Below are 17,565 nucleotides of genomic sequence, written 5' to 3' on the forward strand. Positions count from 1 at the left end.
TATCAGATGATTATCGAATAAAAACGGGTACGATTGCCAGTCTCTATTGCCCAAATTAATGTTGTACGGTTTGGTTTTACTTCAATTTTTACATTTTGGCTGTTATTTAAACGAATGTCGTAGTCACCTGCGTCGATAAACTGTTTGGCTATTTGTAGCCTGACGCGGCAAGGTTAACCAGCTGCGACGATCTGCTTGTTCGCTTATTACGTTAAAAATTTGCATCACCATGGCAGCGGCATCAACTTGATTACTGGCGCGGCGACTGCTGCTCTGAACGCTTTGATTAAGTTCGTATTTGGCATAGATCCGTGCAGCTTGGCGAATTAGCGCAGCAGGTAAATCTTCTTTTAGCGCATTAATGGCTAGGGCGTCAATATGAGCAATACTGTCGGCGTAGAGTGTTTGGCCTAAGCCGCCTATTTGGCTCTGTTCAGCTAATGGCATTTGCCTCTGGTAAGTGGCTAAAGACGCGGTTTGCCAGTTACCATTTATTGAAAAAGGAACAGTAATACTTTGTTTTTCTGGTACAAAGCTGCGTTCTACAATAAATACAACTTGGCCTTGATCCGCGGTGGGCAACACCGCATCACCCCATCGTTTTGCAAACTCATCATATTGTGGCATAGCTAATTGTTTGGCTAAACGGACTAAGTCTTGTTGTAAATAGCGGTTGTCGGGAGTGATTTGCGCCGCTTTACGGTAATCGATAAAAGCATCATTAGGTTCGTTAGCCAGTTCGTGCAGTAAGCCTGTTATGTAGTAACTGTATGCATTTAAAAACGAACTGGTTACGCTACCTGCGGCTTGTCCTAGCTGCGCCATTTGGGCATCAATCGTGCCATTAGCCATTGCTTGAACCGACTCTTGTGATTGTTGATAACGCGCTTGTTCCATACTTTGCAGCTCATTACTGCGGCGCACTTCAACTAGGGCTCCCTGCGCGTCACCACTAAATAAATAATTCAACGCCTGATATTGGTGCAACATAATGCGTTCATAACCTGAGCCGCGATATGGAATGGCATTGTCGTTAAGCAGTATGCTGGATGCACCTGCGCCGAGCTGACTGGCACTGATGGTGGCTTTGTCGTCAAAGGCTTGGTATGCCACGATTGCTTGCTGGTAGTAGGTTTTACTTTGTTCAAAATCGCCCGCGACTTGCATAATTCGTCCAGACTCTTGGGCGTAGAGCAAACCGTCATTACCGCTGATGTTGTCGGCTAATGCAGTAATATTGGTCGTAGGTGAGTTGCTGGCTAATTGTTGTTTATAAGGGGCTATTTGCGACGGATAATTAACGAATACGCTGTTGTAAGCGCAACCGCTTAAACTGGCCATGAACAGCAGCGACAGCCCAAGTGTTTTTAACATGGCATCACCTCAATCTGTGGTGCCATAAGCTTAACCCGTTCAAGCAAGGTAATACCCTGAAGGTGGTCATATTCATGCTGAAATATCCGCGCCAAGAAACCTGTTAAGGTGTGCTGCTGCAGTTCGCCTTTAAGTGATTGGTATTGCACTTCAATTTGTTGATAGCGCAAAATCGAAAAGCGTTGTTCCGGAATCGATAAGCAGCCTTCAACCCCGGCTTCTGTTGTGCTAGAGACTGACAAAATTTGAGGGTTAATGACTACAGTTGGCGCCATTGATGGGGCGTCCGGGTATCGTTCATTTGGGTTAGAAGCCATAATAAACATGGATGCACGGCTAAAGACTTGTGTTGCAGCAATGCCGACACCGTTAGCATTGAGCATTGTGCTAAGCATGTTATCGGCCAATGCCCGCAATTTATCGTCAAACACCGTCACAGGCTCAGCTGTCAGCGTAAGAATATCATCGCCTGTTGTGGCTATTGTGAGGTGTTGAGTCGATTGCATATGCACCTGCTATGTAAAAATAATGGCCAATATTGCAAACTCATATGTTAACCAACCTTCTATTGCAACACAGCTAGGTAGGACCTAGTAGTGCGGAGGTGGTGTTTCTTCTGCTTGCGAAGCCATATTACTTGGCTCCATTGCCTGTAATTTATTGACCATTAATATCATTTGCTGTTGTTGTCTGGCAACTAAAGCATTGAGCTTTATCACTTCTTGATTAAGTTCTTCAATAGTGATTTCTTGGAACGAAAGCTTCATCTCAAGGTCGTCTAGTTTTTGCAACACCTGCTCCATTTGGCCTCTATTTGTCTCTGTTATTACTGCCAATATTCAATTAACCCCTGGCTACTTATACTGACGATAGAGCCCTGGGTTGTCATTGCAGCAGAGTATACTACAGCGCCCCTGTTTTGGGTGTTTTTACTGAGTTGAACTTGCCAATGTCCTGTTTGTTTACCTGAGTCGACTTGCCATAAAAAGATCTCTTTTGACGGCGTCCCTGTGAGTAGCTGTGTATCATTTTTGACAAAACGAACCGCAGAAAAGTTCATTTGACGACGTTTAATATCGAGCTGGCTAAGCGAGTCGCCTGAGTTTGAGTGCCATAGGTTAGCATTACCAGTAATGTCAGCGGCTAAACTTATGCTACCGCTGTCATTAATTAATACTTTGGTAATCCTTGAGTCCATTTGCCACTGTTGCATTGGCTGACCCGTTTGGCTATTCCACAATATGATTTTGCCATCATTCCCCCCACTGAGAGCCGTTTCACCGTCGGCGCTAATCGACACACTATTGACCTTTTCTTGATGACCTAAAAATTGAATTAAGCGATTTTTTTGTGGTGATAATGACATCACTGAGCCATCAACAAGGCTACCACTAATGTTTGGCCATTATTGGCAATAGCAACGCTTTGAGCATAAGAGGGCAGAGACCACCAACCGACAGAGCTGCCGTCATCTAAACGCCAAATCGCTAATGAGCCACTGCTCATTGTCGCAGCAAACATATTGTTAGCCGATATAGCGGTATCAATAACATTACTGGTGTTATCTTGTTTGCCTTGAAGCCATTGGTAGGAGATGCTCGAGCCGGTTAAATCCCACACTTGCACACCATTGTTGGCGGTGCTGACCAGAGCGATGTTGCCATCGTTAGACAAGCTGGCACTGTAACTGGCGTCAGTGGTGAGCACCATCATCTTATCAGCGCTCGGCTGACATGCAGATAATAGCGCAACACAAAGCCAAGTTGTCCAAAAAAGCAGCATTGGCACCCGTATCATGAACTTGCCCCTTGAATTATTGTCGTAAACCTTGTGATATAAGGTCGACCCAATGGTATAACCCCATTAACTAGTATAAAGTGGCAAGCGAACATGACCACTAAAACATCTCATAGTTTGAATGTATTAGGTTATTGTAACCACTAAAGGATGCTGAGGAAGCTTTAATGAAATCTATTTACAAATTATCGTTAGTTGCATTAGCTGTTGTTGGATTGACTGCATGTAACCAAGAACAAGACGTAGCACCAAAGAAAGTCGAGCTAACAACAGACGCTCAAAAAGAAGCATACAGCGTGGGTGGTTCAATTGGTAAGTACATGTCTGGTCACATTAAAGAGCAAGAAGAGTTAGGTTTTGCTGTTGACCGTACTATGGTTATCAAAGGCTTTAGCGATGGCTTAGGCGAAGAAATGCAGTTGACCGAAGAAGAAATGCAAACTGTATTACAAAACCTAGATAAAAAATTAAACGACAAACGTTTAGAGCAAGCTGAAGTGCTAGCGGCTAAATCGGTTGAAGAAGGCAAAAAATTCTTAGAAGAAAACAAAGCCAAAGAAGGTGTAACGACCACTGAGTCTGGCCTACAGTACGAAGTACTTGAAGCCGGTGAAGGTGAAAAACCAGCTGCAGAAGATACTGTTGAAGTTCATTACCGCGGCACATTAATCGACGGTACCGAGTTTGACAGCTCATATGCACGTGGCGAAACGGCTAAGTTTCCACTAAACCGCGTTATTCCTGGTTGGACTGAAGGTGTACAGCTTATGCCTGTAGGTGCTAAGTACAAGTTTGTTATCCCTTCAGAACTTGCATATGGCGAGCGTGATACAGGGACTATTCCTGCTAATTCAACATTGGTTTTTGAAGTAGAACTTGTGTCTGTTGAAAAAGCCGCAGCTGAAGCTGAAGTTGAAGCAGAAACAAAATAATGAGCTAGCTTTCGGTGTAAACGCCCGAGATACATATGCTAATGGCAAAAAAGGACGCATCGCGTCCTTTTTATTGCTCATTTGAGGCTGTAGATACCGTTAAGCAAAGGGCTATTAACGGTAGTCAATTAATATCAACTCATTACAACCACTTTAAGCGATAAAATAGATACATCTGCAATGCGATAAGGGCAATAAGGCCACCACAGAATGCTGCAAATGCCCAGTTAGTTTCTGCGCCAGGAATACCACCAATATTGACACCCAGTAACCCAGTTAAAAAGCCAAGCGGTAAAAACACCGCTGATATTAATGATAAAAAATACAGTCTTTGGTTCACCTGTTCAGACTGTTGAGATTGCAGCTCTTCTTGGGTCACACTGGCTCGGTCGCGAATGGCATCTAAATCTTCAATGACGCGAATTAAGGTTTCATGAATTTCGCGCAAACGCAGTTTATCGTTATCATCAAATAGCTCACTACTTTCATGCAACATCCGCGAAAAAGCTTCACGTTGCGGCGCGAGGTAACGACGTAATACCACGGTTTGTCTACGTAGCTCGGCTATTTCAGTGCGTAAGCTTTTGTTCACTTGGGTGACTACGCGCTCTTCTAACTCATCGAGCTGTTCTTCTAGTTTGCCAATAAATTCAACTTTACGTTGAGTTAAGCGCTCACAAATGGCCATGATAAATGCCGCGGTATCAATTGTACCTTTGCCTTGGCTAATGGACTCTGCGAGATCGATGACCGACTGTAATTGGCGCTCGCAGGTTGAAATGATTTTATCTTCTTCTGCGTATATGCGCACCGCAACCATGTCTTCAGGATCTGAGTTAGGGTTGAGATTGACGCCACGCAAGGCTAATAGCATTCCTTTACTTGAGTTGACGACGCGTGGACGAGTATCTGTGGCTAAAAGTGTGTCTGTTTCAACACGCGCTAACCCAGAATTCAGGATCCATTTACGGGCTTTAGGTTCACGATAGCGAAGATGAAGCCACAGTAAACCATCTTGTGGTCGCCACTGCGCAACTTGCTCTTCGCTGAGTGACTGGCCAACATTTGGCCCTGTGAGTAGTAAGCTATAAATAAAACTATTGTTCATTATTTATCATTCCAAGTGATCGCAGTGTCAGCAATTACGCTACAGTGAGTGCTGAACTCAGTTTATAACGTTTATGGCCAATAAAGCGTATCGTTTTTTTATTATTTAATCCTTGGCTGCAGGTTTGAGTTTCATGGGTTAAAATAGAGCTAACGCTAATAAAAGAGCAATATTATGGAATACCAATTTCGTCGAAATCGTCTTGAAGGGACGGTATTTGCAGAGTTTAGTATGGATCATGAAGTACTCGGCCGCTGGTTTGCTGAAGAGCTTGGCGATGATAACAGCCGTGCTAACCATATCCTTACACAAATAATCTTAATCAAAAGCGGTAGCAAAAATCACTGGCGTCATATTGGTGCAGACTTAACTATTGATATCGATACTGAGCAGGTACGAGTTTTTGCCAACGTTATCGATTTTGAAGAAGATCATGAATTAGATGATGCAATGAGCTTGTATGACGCGGAGTCAGAATCATACTGCGGTTTAGAAGATTTTGAAGCGGTGTTACAAAGCTGGTTAGCTTTTATCAATCAGAAATAGCATAGCCCCCACACTCATTGGTGTGGGGCATCAACTCACGCTAAATGCATCTCGTCAGCGTTATTGGTTTAAATAACGAACGGCCATTTCGGTACGCGACTTCGCATTGGCTTTACGCAGTAAGTTTTTAACGTGTACTTTGACTGTGCCTTCACTGATGTGTAAGTCATCTGAAATCATTCGATTACTTTTACCTTCAGCCAACTCCTGTAAAATTTGCAGCTCTCGTGGAGTAAGGTTTTCAATCCAGGTGTTGTCATCGGTGGCATTTTTTAACTCGTAAAGATAGGCCTCAACTTCGTTGCTGATGACACGGTGACCTAACATGGCTTTTTTAAGTTGTTCGAGTAATAAATCTGGCTCAGTGTCTTTGAGTAAATAGCCATCAGCCCCCGCACGCAATAACCTAACGACATCTTGCTTGGCATCGGATACGGTTAAAATAACAATTCTCGCGGTGACACCTTCTTGGCGCATCGCATTCAGCGTATCTAAGCCTGACATGCCTTTCATATTTAAATCGAGCAGGATGATGTCTGGCTCGTTATCGGCGACAGCGGTGAGTGCTTCTAAGCCAGTGCCAGTTTCACCAAAAAGTAAAAAATCGCTGTCTGAGGTGATCAGTTGGCAAATGCCTCGGCGTAACAAGGGATGATCATCTACAACAAGTACGGAATACGGCTTACCCATTTAAAGGCTCCTGTTGAGGTGGAAAGCTAAGTGTAACGGTAGTGCCGCCATGCGGGTTACTGTCAAATGTTACAACGCCATCTAATTTATTGGCTCGTTCATGCATGATACCAATACCGAAATGCTGATCGCGTTCTTGTAAATGTGACACGCCAATACCGTCATCGCATATTGCTATGGTTATCATAGCACTATTTGTTAACTGACAATCTACCACTATATGGGCAGGCTTAGCGTGTTTGATTGCGTTCAGTGTTGCTTCGCGGATCAATTGTAAAATGTGAATATGTTGTTTCGCTTCTAACAAGTGTGCTGACAATTTGTAATTGAGTTTAATATCAACATCACTTTGCTGACGAAGTTGATCAAGCATGACTTCAATCGCTTGATTTAAATTGGGTTCTTTAATGGTTAATCTGAACGTAGACAATAATTCGCGTAATTGCACGTAGGCAGTGCTTACCCCTTCATTAATCTCCACTAACTGTCCTTCGACCTCAGGGCTACGACAACTTTCATGTAAACTCTTTTTGAGTAAACTGACCTGAATTTTTAAAAATGACAATAACTGACCTATCGAATCATGTAATTCACGGGCGATCACTGCACGCTCTTCCATTAAGGCAAGTTGTTGGCGCTGCTCAGTGGCGTTATGAATCGTAATCGAACGGGTCAGCATCATGGCAAAGTTTTCAAATAATTGTCGATTCAATTGTTTATCGGAAATAATATCCAAATACCCTAATTGAGTCTGTTCAAGGTTGAGCGGGAACTGAACAGAGCTGATATTGTTTTCATCTGGCCAACCTCCTTCAGCTTTGATGACATCAGCTGAATCATCTTCATGCTTAATAACCAGCCTAAGAAAGTCTAAATCTTCGTAGTATTTCAATTGGTTAATCGCAGACTGCAGCGCTTTGTAATCCAGTTTGTCTGCATGCAGCATCACAAGATTATCGTATAAAAACTTAAGCTCATTATTTGCGCGCGTTAATGCAAGGGTTTTATCGTTAACTTGACCTTCTAAATCTTCATATAAATCAGCCAATTCAGTGGCGGTTTTTTGCAATGCGTTACCCAACGCGGTGAGCTCAATATAATCTGTTTTAGGCATCTTAACTTTAAAGTTACCTTTTGAAATGGTGGCTGCGCTGTCCATTAATGATTGCAGCGGTCTTACAACGCGTTTTCGGGTAAACACAACGGCCACAATGGCAACTGCTAATAAAATGGCTAAACCTATAATTTGTCCTATCACTAATAACTTAAGCTTAAATGCTGCAAAGAGCTCCATTTTCAATACTAGGGTGTCAATGGTATCAACAAAGTCTTTTAATGATGCAGAATACAGGCGAGCATCGCCCGCTTCGACATAGGCTCTCATGACTTGCCACTTATCAATTACCATCAGGTATTGGTCAGTTAATTCTTGAGGGCTGTACCAGGCCAGTGTGCGCTTAAGCGGTTCAGAATTTAGGGTATTTTCAAATTCGGCGATTTTTTCTTGAGCATTAATACTGCCAGCATTAGTAAATAGCAGTAAGCGATAACTTTGCATGCGCATTGAACCTGAAGCATTAATGCCTTTGGCATCATCTAGGCTAAAGGTTAAATTGACGATAGAAAAAACTGCTAGGCTTGATGACAATAAAATGAGAAACAGCATTAAGCCTAAAATGGTTGAGGTAAGACTGCCTCGAGTAAACATAAATCCCTACTTTGAATGACATTTAATAAAAGAATGTGGATAAGGCAAAAGTATGCTTTCGCCCCATATCCAATAGTGTGTTCTACATTAGGTGTATCTGCATTACATTAACGAGTTAACAGAACTGTGAGATACATCCTGTTTACATGTTGATCTGGCGCAAACTTTTCTCGCTATACCCCATTGGAGGTATGTCTAAATGTCAGGTTAATGGCTACTTTTGATATTGGAGATGTCGTGGTTAATAAATTAAATATAATGTAACACGGAGATAAAGGGTGATGAAGATGAACGCAAAATCAATTGCACTCAGTGCTGTTATCGCTGCAAGCTTTATGGCGGCAGGCGCAATGGCGAGTGATAAAACTGAACCTCGTAATGAGGTTTACAAAGATAAATTTTCAAATCAATACAACAGCTGGCATGCAACTGCAGAAAGCGAAGAAATTGTTGATATGTTGGAACAAGTACCAAGTCTAGTTGTGTTGTGGGCGGGTTACGGTTTCGCAAAAGACTATAACGCACCTCGCGGCCATATGTATGCTGTTACAGATGTAACCAATTCATTACGTACTGGCGCACCAAAGAATGCTGAAGACGGCTCCAATGCCAATGGCATGTTGGAGCTGTAAAAGCCCTGACGTACCTCGTGTCATTGAAGAGCAAGGTGAAGACGGTTACTTTACAGGCAAATGGGCTAAAGGCGGTCCAGAAATCGTTAATGTTCTAGGCTGTAGCGATTGTCACGTAAAAGGTTCATCAAAGTTACGTATGTCACGTCCTTATGTTGAACGCGCAATGAACACGATAGATACCCCATTTGATGAAGCTTCTCGTAAAGACAAGCAATCAATGGTATGTGCACAGTGTCACGTTGAATACTACTTCGAGAAAACTGCTGACCGTAAAGGTTTTGTTAAATTCCCTTGGGATATGGGTACCACCGTTGAACAAATGGAAGTGTACTATGACAGCATGGAGTTTTCTGATTGGACTCACGCCGTGTCTAAAACACCTATGTTAAAAGCACAACATCCTGGTTATGAAACTTGGAAAATGGGTACTCATGGTCAAAACAATGTAAGTTGTGTTGATTGTCATATGCCTAAAGTGACAAATGACAAAGGCCGCAAATACACTGACCATAAAGTGGGTAACCCACTTGATCGCTTTGAAGAAACCTGTGCTACTTGTCACACTCAAAGCAAAGAGTTTATGGTTAAGCAAGTTGAAGAGAGCAAGCACAAAGCAGCAGACTTAAAAGCACGTGCTGAAGCGCAATTAGTTAAAGCTCACTTTGAAGCGAAAGCTGCTTGGGATGCGGGTGCAACTGAAGTTGAAATGAAGCCTATCCTTATGGATATTCGTCATTCACAATGGCGTTGGGATTATGCAACTGCTTCACATGGCGCATCAACTCATGCTCCAGCTGAAGTTCTACGTATTTTAGGTACTGCAGTGGATAAAGCTGCTGATGCTCGCATTAAATTAGCTCAGTTATTAGCTGTTAAAGGTGTTAAGCAACCAATCGCTTACCCAGACACTTCAACTAAAGCTAAAGCGCAAGCGGCATTAGGCATGGACATGAAAAAAATGAATGCTGAAAAAGCTGAATTCAAGAAAACACTGGTTCCTCAGTGGAAAGAAGAAGCTAAAAAGCGTGAAGCGACTTACTAAGTAACTTGCTACATTAAACAGCTTATGCGTGAATCATAAGCTGTTATCTCCAGTAAACCGTCCTTTTTTAAGGGCGGTTTTTTTATTCTATTTTTGCGCAAGCCTTCTTCTGCTACCCCTTCTTAAAGTGTCTATAACGGCTATTTCCCTTTGTTGAACTTGCGCACCAAAAAAGGGCGTTGCATTTTTTGTGCTGCACTTTGTTGGTGCTTTTGCAAGCAGTAAAACTGACGTGAATTATTTAAATGCCATATTAAACAGACACTTATAAAACTGGCCTGATGATTGAATTAGTTAGTTCAACAAATCAATAACAACTACATTTTTTTACACTTTGGAGGTCGGGATGAAACTCGTCAGCGCTATCATCAAGCCATTTAAATTGGATGATGTCCGTGAAGCCATAGCAGGCATGGGCATTGAAGGTATGACCGTTACTGAAGTTAAAGGCTTTGGTCGTCAAAAAGGACACACAGAGCTTTATCGCGGTGCAGAGTACCAGGTCGACTTTTTACCTAAAGTAAAACTTGAAATTGCCACCAAAGCAGAAAACTTGGAAATGCTTCTTGAAGCGATTACCAAAGCCGCTCATACCGGCAAAATTGGTGATGGCAAAATCTTTGTGACAGATTTAGAACAAGCAGTCCGCATCCGTACGGGTGAGCTTGATAACGAAGCATTATAAGGGGGCGATTATGGAAGAGTTAACAAAATTAGGGCTTACAGTAACTGAATTACGCTTTGCATTAGATACTTTTTACTTTCTAATTTCTGGCGCATTGGTGATGTGGATGGCGGCAGGTTTTGCAATGTTAGAAGCAGGGCTTGTGCGTTCAAAAAACACGACAGAAATTTTAACTAAAAACGTGTGCTTATATTCAATTGCTTGTGCGATGTTTTTATTAGTTGGCTACAATATTATGTATGTAGACAATGCTGAAGGTGGCTTCATTCCTTCGTTTGGTTCGTTAATTGGCTCACAAGCTGATGATGCTGACCATGCATTAGAATCTGACTTCTTCTTCCAGGTTGTGTTTGTTGCAACGGCGATGTCAATTGTTTCGGGTGCGGTAGCTGAGCGTATGAAGCTTTGGGCATTCTTAGCGTTTTCTGTTGTGATGACTGCGGTCATTTACCCCGTTGAAGGTTACTGGACTTGGGGCGGCGGATTCTTATCAGAAGCTGGTTTCTTTGATTTTGCTGGTAGCGGTATTGTGCACATGGCTGGTGCAGCTGCAGCAATCTCTGGTGTATTACTGTTGGGTGCTCGTAAAGGTAAATATGGCGCAAACGGTCAAGTACAACCAATCCCAGGTTCAAACTTACCAATGGCAACATTAGGTATGTTCATTTTATGGATGGGCTGGTTCGGTTTTAACGGTGGTTCTCAGTTATTAGTGTCAGATGCTGAAAACGCAACTGCAGTCGCTAAAATCTTTGTTAACACTAACTCAGCAGCGGCGTTTGGTGCTATCTCCGCATTAATCGTATGTAAGGTTGTATGGGGTAAAGCTGACTTAACTATGATTTTAAACGGTGCATTAGCAGGTCTTGTTGCTATTACTGCTGACCCATTATCACCTTCATTTTTAATGGCTGCTGTGATTGGCTTAATTGCTGGTGGCGTGGTTATCTTTTCAATCATTGCCTTTGACCGTGTTAAAATTGATGACCCAGTGGGCGCGATTTCAGTGCATGGTGTTGCGGGTTTCCTAGGGTTAATGTTAGTGCCTTTATCAAATGCTGACGCTAGCTTTGGTAGCCAGTTATATGGTGCTGCGGTTATCTTCATCTGGGTATTTGCTGCATCATTACTTGTATGGTTTGTATTGAAAATGACCATGGGTATTCGTGTAACAGAAGAAGAAGAATACAACGGTATGGATGTGTCTGATTGTGGTGTTGATGCCTATCCTGAGTTTGTGAGTGTTAAATCTGCTGGATAATCTTATCCTTGCGATACGCTTAAAAACAGAACCTTTGGGTTCTGTTTTTTTTGCTGTTTTGAAACACTACTCTGTTTAAGTTAACTCTTTTTTGGCGCTAAGTGCTTTGGGTATAGATCCGCAGTTGTCATCTCAAGCAAAGTCTATGTAGCTTGAAGAGTATTTTGGCAAAACGCGCATTACTGTGCTGATTAATGGAATGGATCCTCTCTACCAAATCGGCTTCAAATGAGCCATATTGATTGATGAAAAAGCAACCAACAACAGTAAGAGAGGATTCTATGACAAGCGTAACAGTCGGTTTAGATACAGCCAAATCTATTTTTCATGTTGTAGAGAAAAATATCTCTGGTCGAATACTAAAAAAGGTCAAGCTCCCTAGAAGTAAATTGGTCGCTTACTTCGCCAATAAGGAGACTTGTACCATTGCCATCGAAGCTTGCGGTGCTTGCCACTATTGGAGTCGGGTTTTTAGCCAACTCGGACATTCGGTCATGATAATTGCACCTCAATATGTTGCGCAGCATCGTATTGGCAACAAAAATGATTTCAATGATGCACAAGCACTTGCCGATGTCGCTCAACGCGAAGATGTGAGAATCGTTCCGGCAAAGAGTATTGAGCAACAAGATGCGCAACTGTTACACCGAGTAAAAGAGCGATATGTGAAGCAAAGAACGGCGCTAGGCAATCAAATCAGAGGTTTATTGGCTGAGTATGGTGTCGTTATCCCCAGAGGGATTTCTTCTCTAAAAAAGGCCTTACCTTTTGCCTTAGAAGACTCAGAGAATGAGCTGAGTTCTCTTGTTCGAATGATGCTCGATGAGCTGATGAACGAGCTCATCACCTGGGATGAAAAAATAAAAAACATCGATAAGCTTTTTGTTAAGCAGGCTCGAGATAATGAACAGTGTCAAAGTCTTCAAACCATGACAGGGATTGGTGCCATTGATTTCAAGTATTCTTTGGGTGGCACTTGGAGACGGTAAAAATTTTAAAAATGGCCGTCATTTTGCTGCTTGGTGTGGTCTAGTCCCAAAACAGCACTCTACGGGTGATAAAGCTCGCTTATTAGGAATAAGTAAACGAGGAAATGCCTACTTACGAACTCAGCTCATTAATGGCGCGAGAAGCGCTTTGAAGCATGCCAAAAATAAAGATGACAGATTAAGTGTTTGGGCTGTCAACTTAGAAGCTAGAGCCGGATTCAACAAAGCCTGTGTAGCGCTCGCTAATAAGATGGCGAGAATGGCTTGGTCATGGTCATTAAGCAAGAAAAATACAAAGTACAAGCTGTCTAACTAGCGTTAAATCACAATTACAATAGAGGTACCTTTTCACCAAATTGCTAAAGAAACAATATGATGATTGAAGGCTCATAGCCACCTAGTTCAAATCAGTTTATACCAAAGGCTCATTGAAGCCGTCACGATTGATATGATAACTAGGTGCGGATATCCATCATGGCGGGTAAATCTGATACCCAAAGCCGAATATATGGGAGCAATTGAGTATCAGAAATTGTCGTTATTGTCTCTTGCAATAAGAGAGGATTCATATATGGTATAATGTGATAAAGGTTTATTTGGCGCTTGGAGGGGGTATGACACATCGTTTTGGATTGATCATTTTGATTATGGGACTATTTATGAGTTCTGTAACTGAAGCTGGCACCGTTGTTGTGCGTAAATCATCGCAACCGTTTGATGCGTTTGCTGTGCGCGATGAATTGCAGCAACAGCATGAGTGGCAGGAGCTTTTGCGTCAGCAACAACAATTATCCATTTTGCAATCTTTACCCCTAACCTGTATTGCTGTCAAAGGGGATTTTTTGTATTTCAATTGTGGTCAACATCATTATCGCCCTTATCAATATCAACACCAGCAGTTATTTATTGAGATCGACCCCACTCAAGAACATTAGCTATGTTGGCCTGTTTACTCCTGCTTAATCACTCCCCAAAGCAGTGTATTTGTGGCTGAATACCAGTCTATTGACTACGCTTTAAGGTAGCTTATTTCTATCTGAGGGTTGAATCATGTTGGCTTATCACCCAAGCAGGAGCGCAAGTAAGGCATTATGCCTATCCCCAAAAGGACTTCAATTAACGGTTAAGTTATTATTCACTAGCGTATTAATCTGCCTTGGTGGTTGTCAATCCACGCAATCTAATGTGCAAAATACTGATATTAACACCTTGTTTTACGACGAATACTTTACCCCTGTATCGACCATTGATCCCGATGATATATATCAACTACCTGAAGCATTTGTAGCCAAGTTTAGACGCCAATATCTCGCTGAGCATACACTACGAAGCAACAATATACTGGCCAATGAATGGTTAGCGCAATACATAGGTGCCGCCGAGGGTGGTTTTGAATATCGTGACCATTACACTCGATCCGCTAGAGAAACAGTCGTTAATCGCCAGGGGAATTGTATGTCTTTGGTGGTGCTGTCAGCGGCTTTAGCGGAGGTATTAGATGTGCCGGTTGAGTTTTATGACATTGACGTTGAACCCATTTGGGATCGTCGTGGAGGCTTTTTCTTGGTCAATGGTCATGTCAATTTAAACTTGATGCCCCCTGAAGATAATAAAACCGTATTGCTTAGGGGCTCAAAATTGCTTGTGGACTTTTTACCCGAGCGTTCTTTGAGGGCTTATCAAAGTAAGCGGGTCAATAAGCGGCAATTATCGGCAATGTATTATAACAATATTGCCGCAGAAGCCTTGGTTAAAAACGACTATGACCAAGCGTATGCTTTAGTTAAAAAAGCGATTATGTTAAATCCTGAATTTGTTGCGGCGATAAACACTTTGGCAGTGATTTATCGCCATAAAGGTTATCAAACAGAAGCTGAACAAGTCTATCGAGCTGCATTAAAAGTAAACCCGCAAGATTTATCAACCTTATATAATTTAGCGCTAATTTTAGGTGAGCAAGACCGGTTAGCTGAGTGGGCTGAAGTGCATAAAGTGTTAGAGTTGGTCAGAATTAATAACCCTTTTTATTACTTTGATATGGCGCAACAAGCGTATTTTGACCGACAGTATCAAGATGCACTCGTGTGGTACAAGCGTGCTGTTGAGAAAGCAGACTACCGCCATGAGTTTTACTTTGGTTTATCGAGAGCGTATTGGGCAACGGGTGAACAGAGGCTTGCAGAAAAAAATCTTAAGCGAGCGTTAGCACTGAGCGATGTGGATAATAAACAGCGTTATCAAAGCAAGTTGCAAGCTATGCGTCAATAATAGCCAAGGCTATCAATAAGCTAGTCGTGACTTCGTATGAGTTTAATATATACGCTGATTATTCTTGCCTTGTGCCTTGTTTCAAGCTAAAAGTCATAGTCTAAGCCTTATATGGACGCCTCATTAGGCATGACAAATAGACACTGACATTGCTGCATTTAAGGGGATTACCTTTAGGTATTGTCTTGTTGAGCCGAGGACTTATTTGGTGAGACGGTTAGTGTGTTGTGCAGGTTGATAGCTGTTTTGTTCAGCTAAGCTGAGAATTTCTTGGTATTGGTACGATTGCTTTAAAGTGGTAATGGCTTGATCTAGCACTGCGGCGGTATGTTTGTCGTGACAGGCAATCTTTCTTTCTGCTGGTGCAAACAAGGCTACCTCTGTCACAGCTTGACTAGTATCGAGTTTTTTTGCAATAAATGGCGGTAATACTCAAAAATACGTCTCTCAAGTACTACCGATTGAATATGGCCATTAAATAACATTACAACCTGGCTTTTTTGATTGGAAATTTCGCTGTAAAGCGGGTTTTGTTTTGTTACCTCACTAAACTCTTCACCAAGGTACTTCGTTGCATTTTGAAACCCTAAAATCGAAATGGGCTTAAGATCTTCAATTTTATTAATATTTAGCTTGTTTTTAGTCAGGTAAAACACGCTATTTTGATATTCAATTAAACTTTGAGTATAAAACATCCCTTCAACATGATCCGGCGTATTTATCATGCAATCTATTCTCTTGGTATCTACTAGGCGTTGAGCTCGCAGGTTAGGCGCGTGAACAAGCTCTGTCATCGAAATACCACTCAGTTTAAGGGCGGTAACTAATAGATCATATTGTACGCCTTGAGATTGATTCGCAAAAAAATACGGTGCAATACTATTGCTGGTTGAAAAGCTGATTTGGGTGATATCAGGCAGTAAGGTTTGTTGTATGGTTTGGGCGTGATGTTCGACTAAGATATGAGGGAATTCAGATGGATCGCTAACGATGTCATCTGCCGTAGCGGTTAGACAGATAAATAAGTTAAGCGTAAGTAGCAAAAAAAAGATGCTGTATTTCAAACGTTAAACTTCCTATTGTGATGTCCTTGTCTAGGGGCTGTTGATCTTAATCAAGTCAATAATGGTTGCTTGTATAGATCATAACAGCATTTGATATGGTGCAAGAAATTGTTCATTATTCAGTACAAAAACGCATTATTGTTAACATCAGTATGGTTCATCAAATGTCTTGCATCAAGTTCACTTTTACTTTAGGTGATAACTCATCATTTAATATCGGCATAGTTGAGTAATACTTGATTGATTTGTCGATTAATACTGGTTAGATTGAACTTTCGTGTTCATTTTCCTGATGTACTCTACTCATTTTTATATCACTTTTATGAATTAACTCATCTCTTTCAACCTATTGAGTAAGAGATATTATAGATTTTGCCGGAGTTGTAACCACTATGAATTATCAAAACGACGATATTCGTATCGATGAAATAAAAGAATTGCTACCACCTATTGCGATTCTTGAGCGATTTCCGGCTAGCGAAAATGCATCTGCGACCGTATATAACGCCCGTAATAATATCCATAATATTTTAGCGGGCAAAGATGACCGTTTATTAGTCATCATTGGACCTTGTTCAATTCATGACCCTGTGGCTGCACTAGAGTATGGTGAGCGCTTATGCGTTTTACGTGAGCAGTATAAAGACCAACTTGAAATTGTTATGCGTGTCTATTTTGAAAAGCCGCGGACAACCGTGGGCTGGAAAGGATTAATTAACGATCCTTACATGGACAATAGCTATAAATTAAATGATGGTTTACGCACCGCACGTAAATTATTGGTCGACTTAAACGAGTGTGGTATGCCAACCGCAGGTGAGTTTTTAGATATGATCACACCACAATATGTTGCCGATATGATGTGCTGGGGCGCCATTGGTGCACGTACTACAGAATCTCAGGTGCATCGTGAACTATCTTCAGGGCTTTCTTGCCCAGTAGGTTTTAAAAATGGCACTGATGGCACAATTAAAGTGGCTATTGATGCGATTGGTGCGGCTAATGCTCCACATCATTTTTTGTCGGTCACTAAGTTTGGCCATTCGGCGATTGTGTCAACCAAAGGTAATCCAGATTGCCATATCATTTTACGAGGTGGACGTGAGCCCAATTACAGTGCTGCGCATGTTGAAGATATTTCAGCGCAACTGAAAAAGTCAGGCCTGGCTGATAACATTATGATTGATTTTAGCCATGCTAATAGCAGCAAGGACTTTAGAAAACAGATGTTAGTTGCCAAAGACGTTGCCGAACAAATTTCAACAGGCAACCAAGCCATTTTTGGTGTGATGGTTGAGAGCCATTTAACAGAAGGTCGTCAAGACTTAGTAGATGGTGTTGAATTGTGTTACGGCCAAAGTATCACTGATGCCTGCATTGGTTGGGATGATACAGAGCAATTACTGGCAACATTAAATCAAAGTGTGGTTAATCGTCGACAAGACTAATTAAAATGTGCAGACAAA

The 17,565-nt window shown here is 41.8% G+C and carries 14 protein-coding genes and 4 pseudogenes; 9 read left to right on the forward strand and 9 right to left on the reverse strand.

Annotation, left to right across the window (positions count from 1 at the left end):
- Nucleotides 1-2 precede the first annotated feature (2 nt).
- The 4 genes and pseudogenes from N4T56_RS01445 to N4T56_RS01460 form a co-directional block, all read right to left on the reverse strand.
- Nucleotides 3-1,374: pseudogene (locus N4T56_RS01445) on the reverse strand (COG3014 family protein).
- Nucleotides 1,368-1,880 (reverse strand): peptide deformylase, encoded by a 513-nt coding sequence (gene def / locus N4T56_RS01450; protein ID WP_261731981.1) that lies wholly within the window; start codon nucleotides 1,878-1,880, stop codon nucleotides 1,368-1,370. The pseudogene N4T56_RS01445 and the gene def overlap by 7 nt, the downstream one beginning before the upstream one ends.
- 84 nt (nucleotides 1,881-1,964) lie before the next feature.
- Complete coding sequence (locus N4T56_RS01455) at nucleotides 1,965-2,177, reverse strand: SlyX family protein (RefSeq protein WP_188918115.1); 213 nt, start codon at nucleotides 2,175-2,177, stop codon at nucleotides 1,965-1,967.
- Nucleotides 2,178-2,200: 23 nt separating this feature from the next.
- A pseudogene (locus tag N4T56_RS01460) lies at nucleotides 2,201-3,171 on the reverse strand (WD40 repeat domain-containing protein).
- 167 nt (nucleotides 3,172-3,338) lie between these two features.
- Between N4T56_RS01460 and fkpA the strand changes: the two are divergent.
- On the forward strand, nucleotides 3,339-4,103 hold the full coding sequence (gene fkpA, locus N4T56_RS01465) for an FKBP-type peptidyl-prolyl cis-trans isomerase (RefSeq protein WP_261731982.1): 765 nt from the start codon (nucleotides 3,339-3,341) through the stop codon (nucleotides 4,101-4,103).
- Nucleotides 4,104-4,245: 142 nt separating this feature from the next.
- Here fkpA and N4T56_RS01470 read toward each other — a convergent pair whose 3' ends face one another.
- Nucleotides 4,246-5,211, reverse strand: coding sequence for a zinc transporter ZntB (locus tag N4T56_RS01470; RefSeq protein WP_261731983.1), 966 nt, complete (start codon nucleotides 5,209-5,211; stop codon nucleotides 4,246-4,248).
- 174 nt (nucleotides 5,212-5,385) lie between these two features.
- Here N4T56_RS01470 and N4T56_RS01475 point away from each other — a divergent pair, with 174 nt between their 5' ends.
- Nucleotides 5,386-5,757, forward strand: a complete 372-nt coding sequence (locus N4T56_RS01475) for a YacL family protein (RefSeq protein WP_261731984.1) — start codon at nucleotides 5,386-5,388, stop codon at nucleotides 5,755-5,757.
- Nucleotides 5,758-5,817: 60 nt separating this feature from the next.
- On the opposite strand, the gene N4T56_RS01480 is transcribed toward N4T56_RS01475, so the two are convergent.
- Both N4T56_RS01480 and narQ read right to left on the reverse strand, forming a co-directional pair.
- The gene (locus N4T56_RS01480) at nucleotides 5,818-6,447 is read right to left on the reverse strand and encodes a response regulator (protein WP_188918106.1); all 630 of its coding nucleotides are present in this window, start codon (nucleotides 6,445-6,447) and stop codon (nucleotides 5,818-5,820) included.
- Complete coding sequence (narQ, locus tag N4T56_RS01485; RefSeq protein ID WP_261731985.1) at nucleotides 6,440-8,155, reverse strand: nitrate/nitrite two-component system sensor histidine kinase NarQ; 1,716 nt, start codon at nucleotides 8,153-8,155, stop codon at nucleotides 6,440-6,442. Before narQ ends, N4T56_RS01480 begins: the two co-directional genes overlap by 8 nt.
- Nucleotides 8,156-8,436: 281 nt before the next feature.
- Here narQ and nrfA point away from each other — a divergent pair.
- The 6 genes and pseudogenes from nrfA to N4T56_RS01515 all read left to right on the forward strand — a co-directional run bounded on the left by nrfA (nucleotide 8,437) and on the right by N4T56_RS01515 (nucleotide 15,035).
- A pseudogene (nrfA, locus tag N4T56_RS01490) lies at nucleotides 8,437-9,832 on the forward strand (ammonia-forming nitrite reductase cytochrome c552 subunit).
- A 346-nt stretch (nucleotides 9,833-10,178) separates the two neighbouring features.
- Nucleotides 10,179-10,517, forward strand: coding sequence for a P-II family nitrogen regulator (locus N4T56_RS01495; protein WP_188918100.1), 339 nt, complete (start codon nucleotides 10,179-10,181; stop codon nucleotides 10,515-10,517).
- Between the two features lie 10 nt (nucleotides 10,518-10,527).
- On the forward strand, nucleotides 10,528-11,778 hold the full coding sequence (locus tag N4T56_RS01500) for an ammonium transporter (RefSeq protein WP_261731986.1): 1,251 nt from the start codon (nucleotides 10,528-10,530) through the stop codon (nucleotides 11,776-11,778).
- Nucleotides 11,779-12,059: 281 nt separating this feature from the next.
- Nucleotides 12,060-13,083 (forward strand): annotated as a pseudogene (locus tag N4T56_RS01505) (IS110 family transposase).
- Nucleotides 13,084-13,381: 298 nt separating this feature from the next.
- Nucleotides 13,382-13,702, forward strand: coding sequence for a hypothetical protein (locus N4T56_RS01510; RefSeq protein ID WP_261731987.1), 321 nt, complete (start codon nucleotides 13,382-13,384; stop codon nucleotides 13,700-13,702).
- Between the two features lie 115 nt (nucleotides 13,703-13,817).
- Nucleotides 13,818-15,035 carry a tetratricopeptide repeat protein gene (locus N4T56_RS01515; RefSeq protein ID WP_261731988.1) on the forward strand — a complete coding sequence of 406 codons (1,218 nt, stop codon included), beginning with the start codon at nucleotides 13,818-13,820 and terminating at the stop codon, nucleotides 15,033-15,035.
- Nucleotides 15,036-15,236: 201 nt separating this feature from the next.
- Here the strand turns inward: N4T56_RS01515 and N4T56_RS01520 are convergent, their stop codons facing one another.
- Complete coding sequence (locus N4T56_RS01520) at nucleotides 15,237-15,407, reverse strand: hypothetical protein (RefSeq protein WP_261731989.1); 171 nt, start codon at nucleotides 15,405-15,407, stop codon at nucleotides 15,237-15,239.
- Nucleotides 15,408-15,418: 11 nt separating this feature from the next.
- Nucleotides 15,419-16,099 (reverse strand): amino acid ABC transporter, encoded by a 681-nt coding sequence (locus N4T56_RS01525; RefSeq protein ID WP_261731990.1) that lies wholly within the window; start codon nucleotides 16,097-16,099, stop codon nucleotides 15,419-15,421.
- 392 nt (nucleotides 16,100-16,491) lie between these two features.
- Between N4T56_RS01525 and aroG the strand changes: the two genes are divergently transcribed.
- Entirely contained in the window at nucleotides 16,492-17,547 is a 1,056-nt protein-coding gene (aroG, locus tag N4T56_RS01530; RefSeq protein ID WP_261731991.1) for a 3-deoxy-7-phosphoheptulonate synthase AroG, read from the forward strand.
- Nucleotides 17,548-17,565: the final 18 nt, after the last annotated feature.

The organism is Shewanella phaeophyticola (assembly GCF_025398315.1).
Lineage (GTDB): Bacteria > Pseudomonadota > Gammaproteobacteria > Enterobacterales > Shewanellaceae > Shewanella > Shewanella phaeophyticola.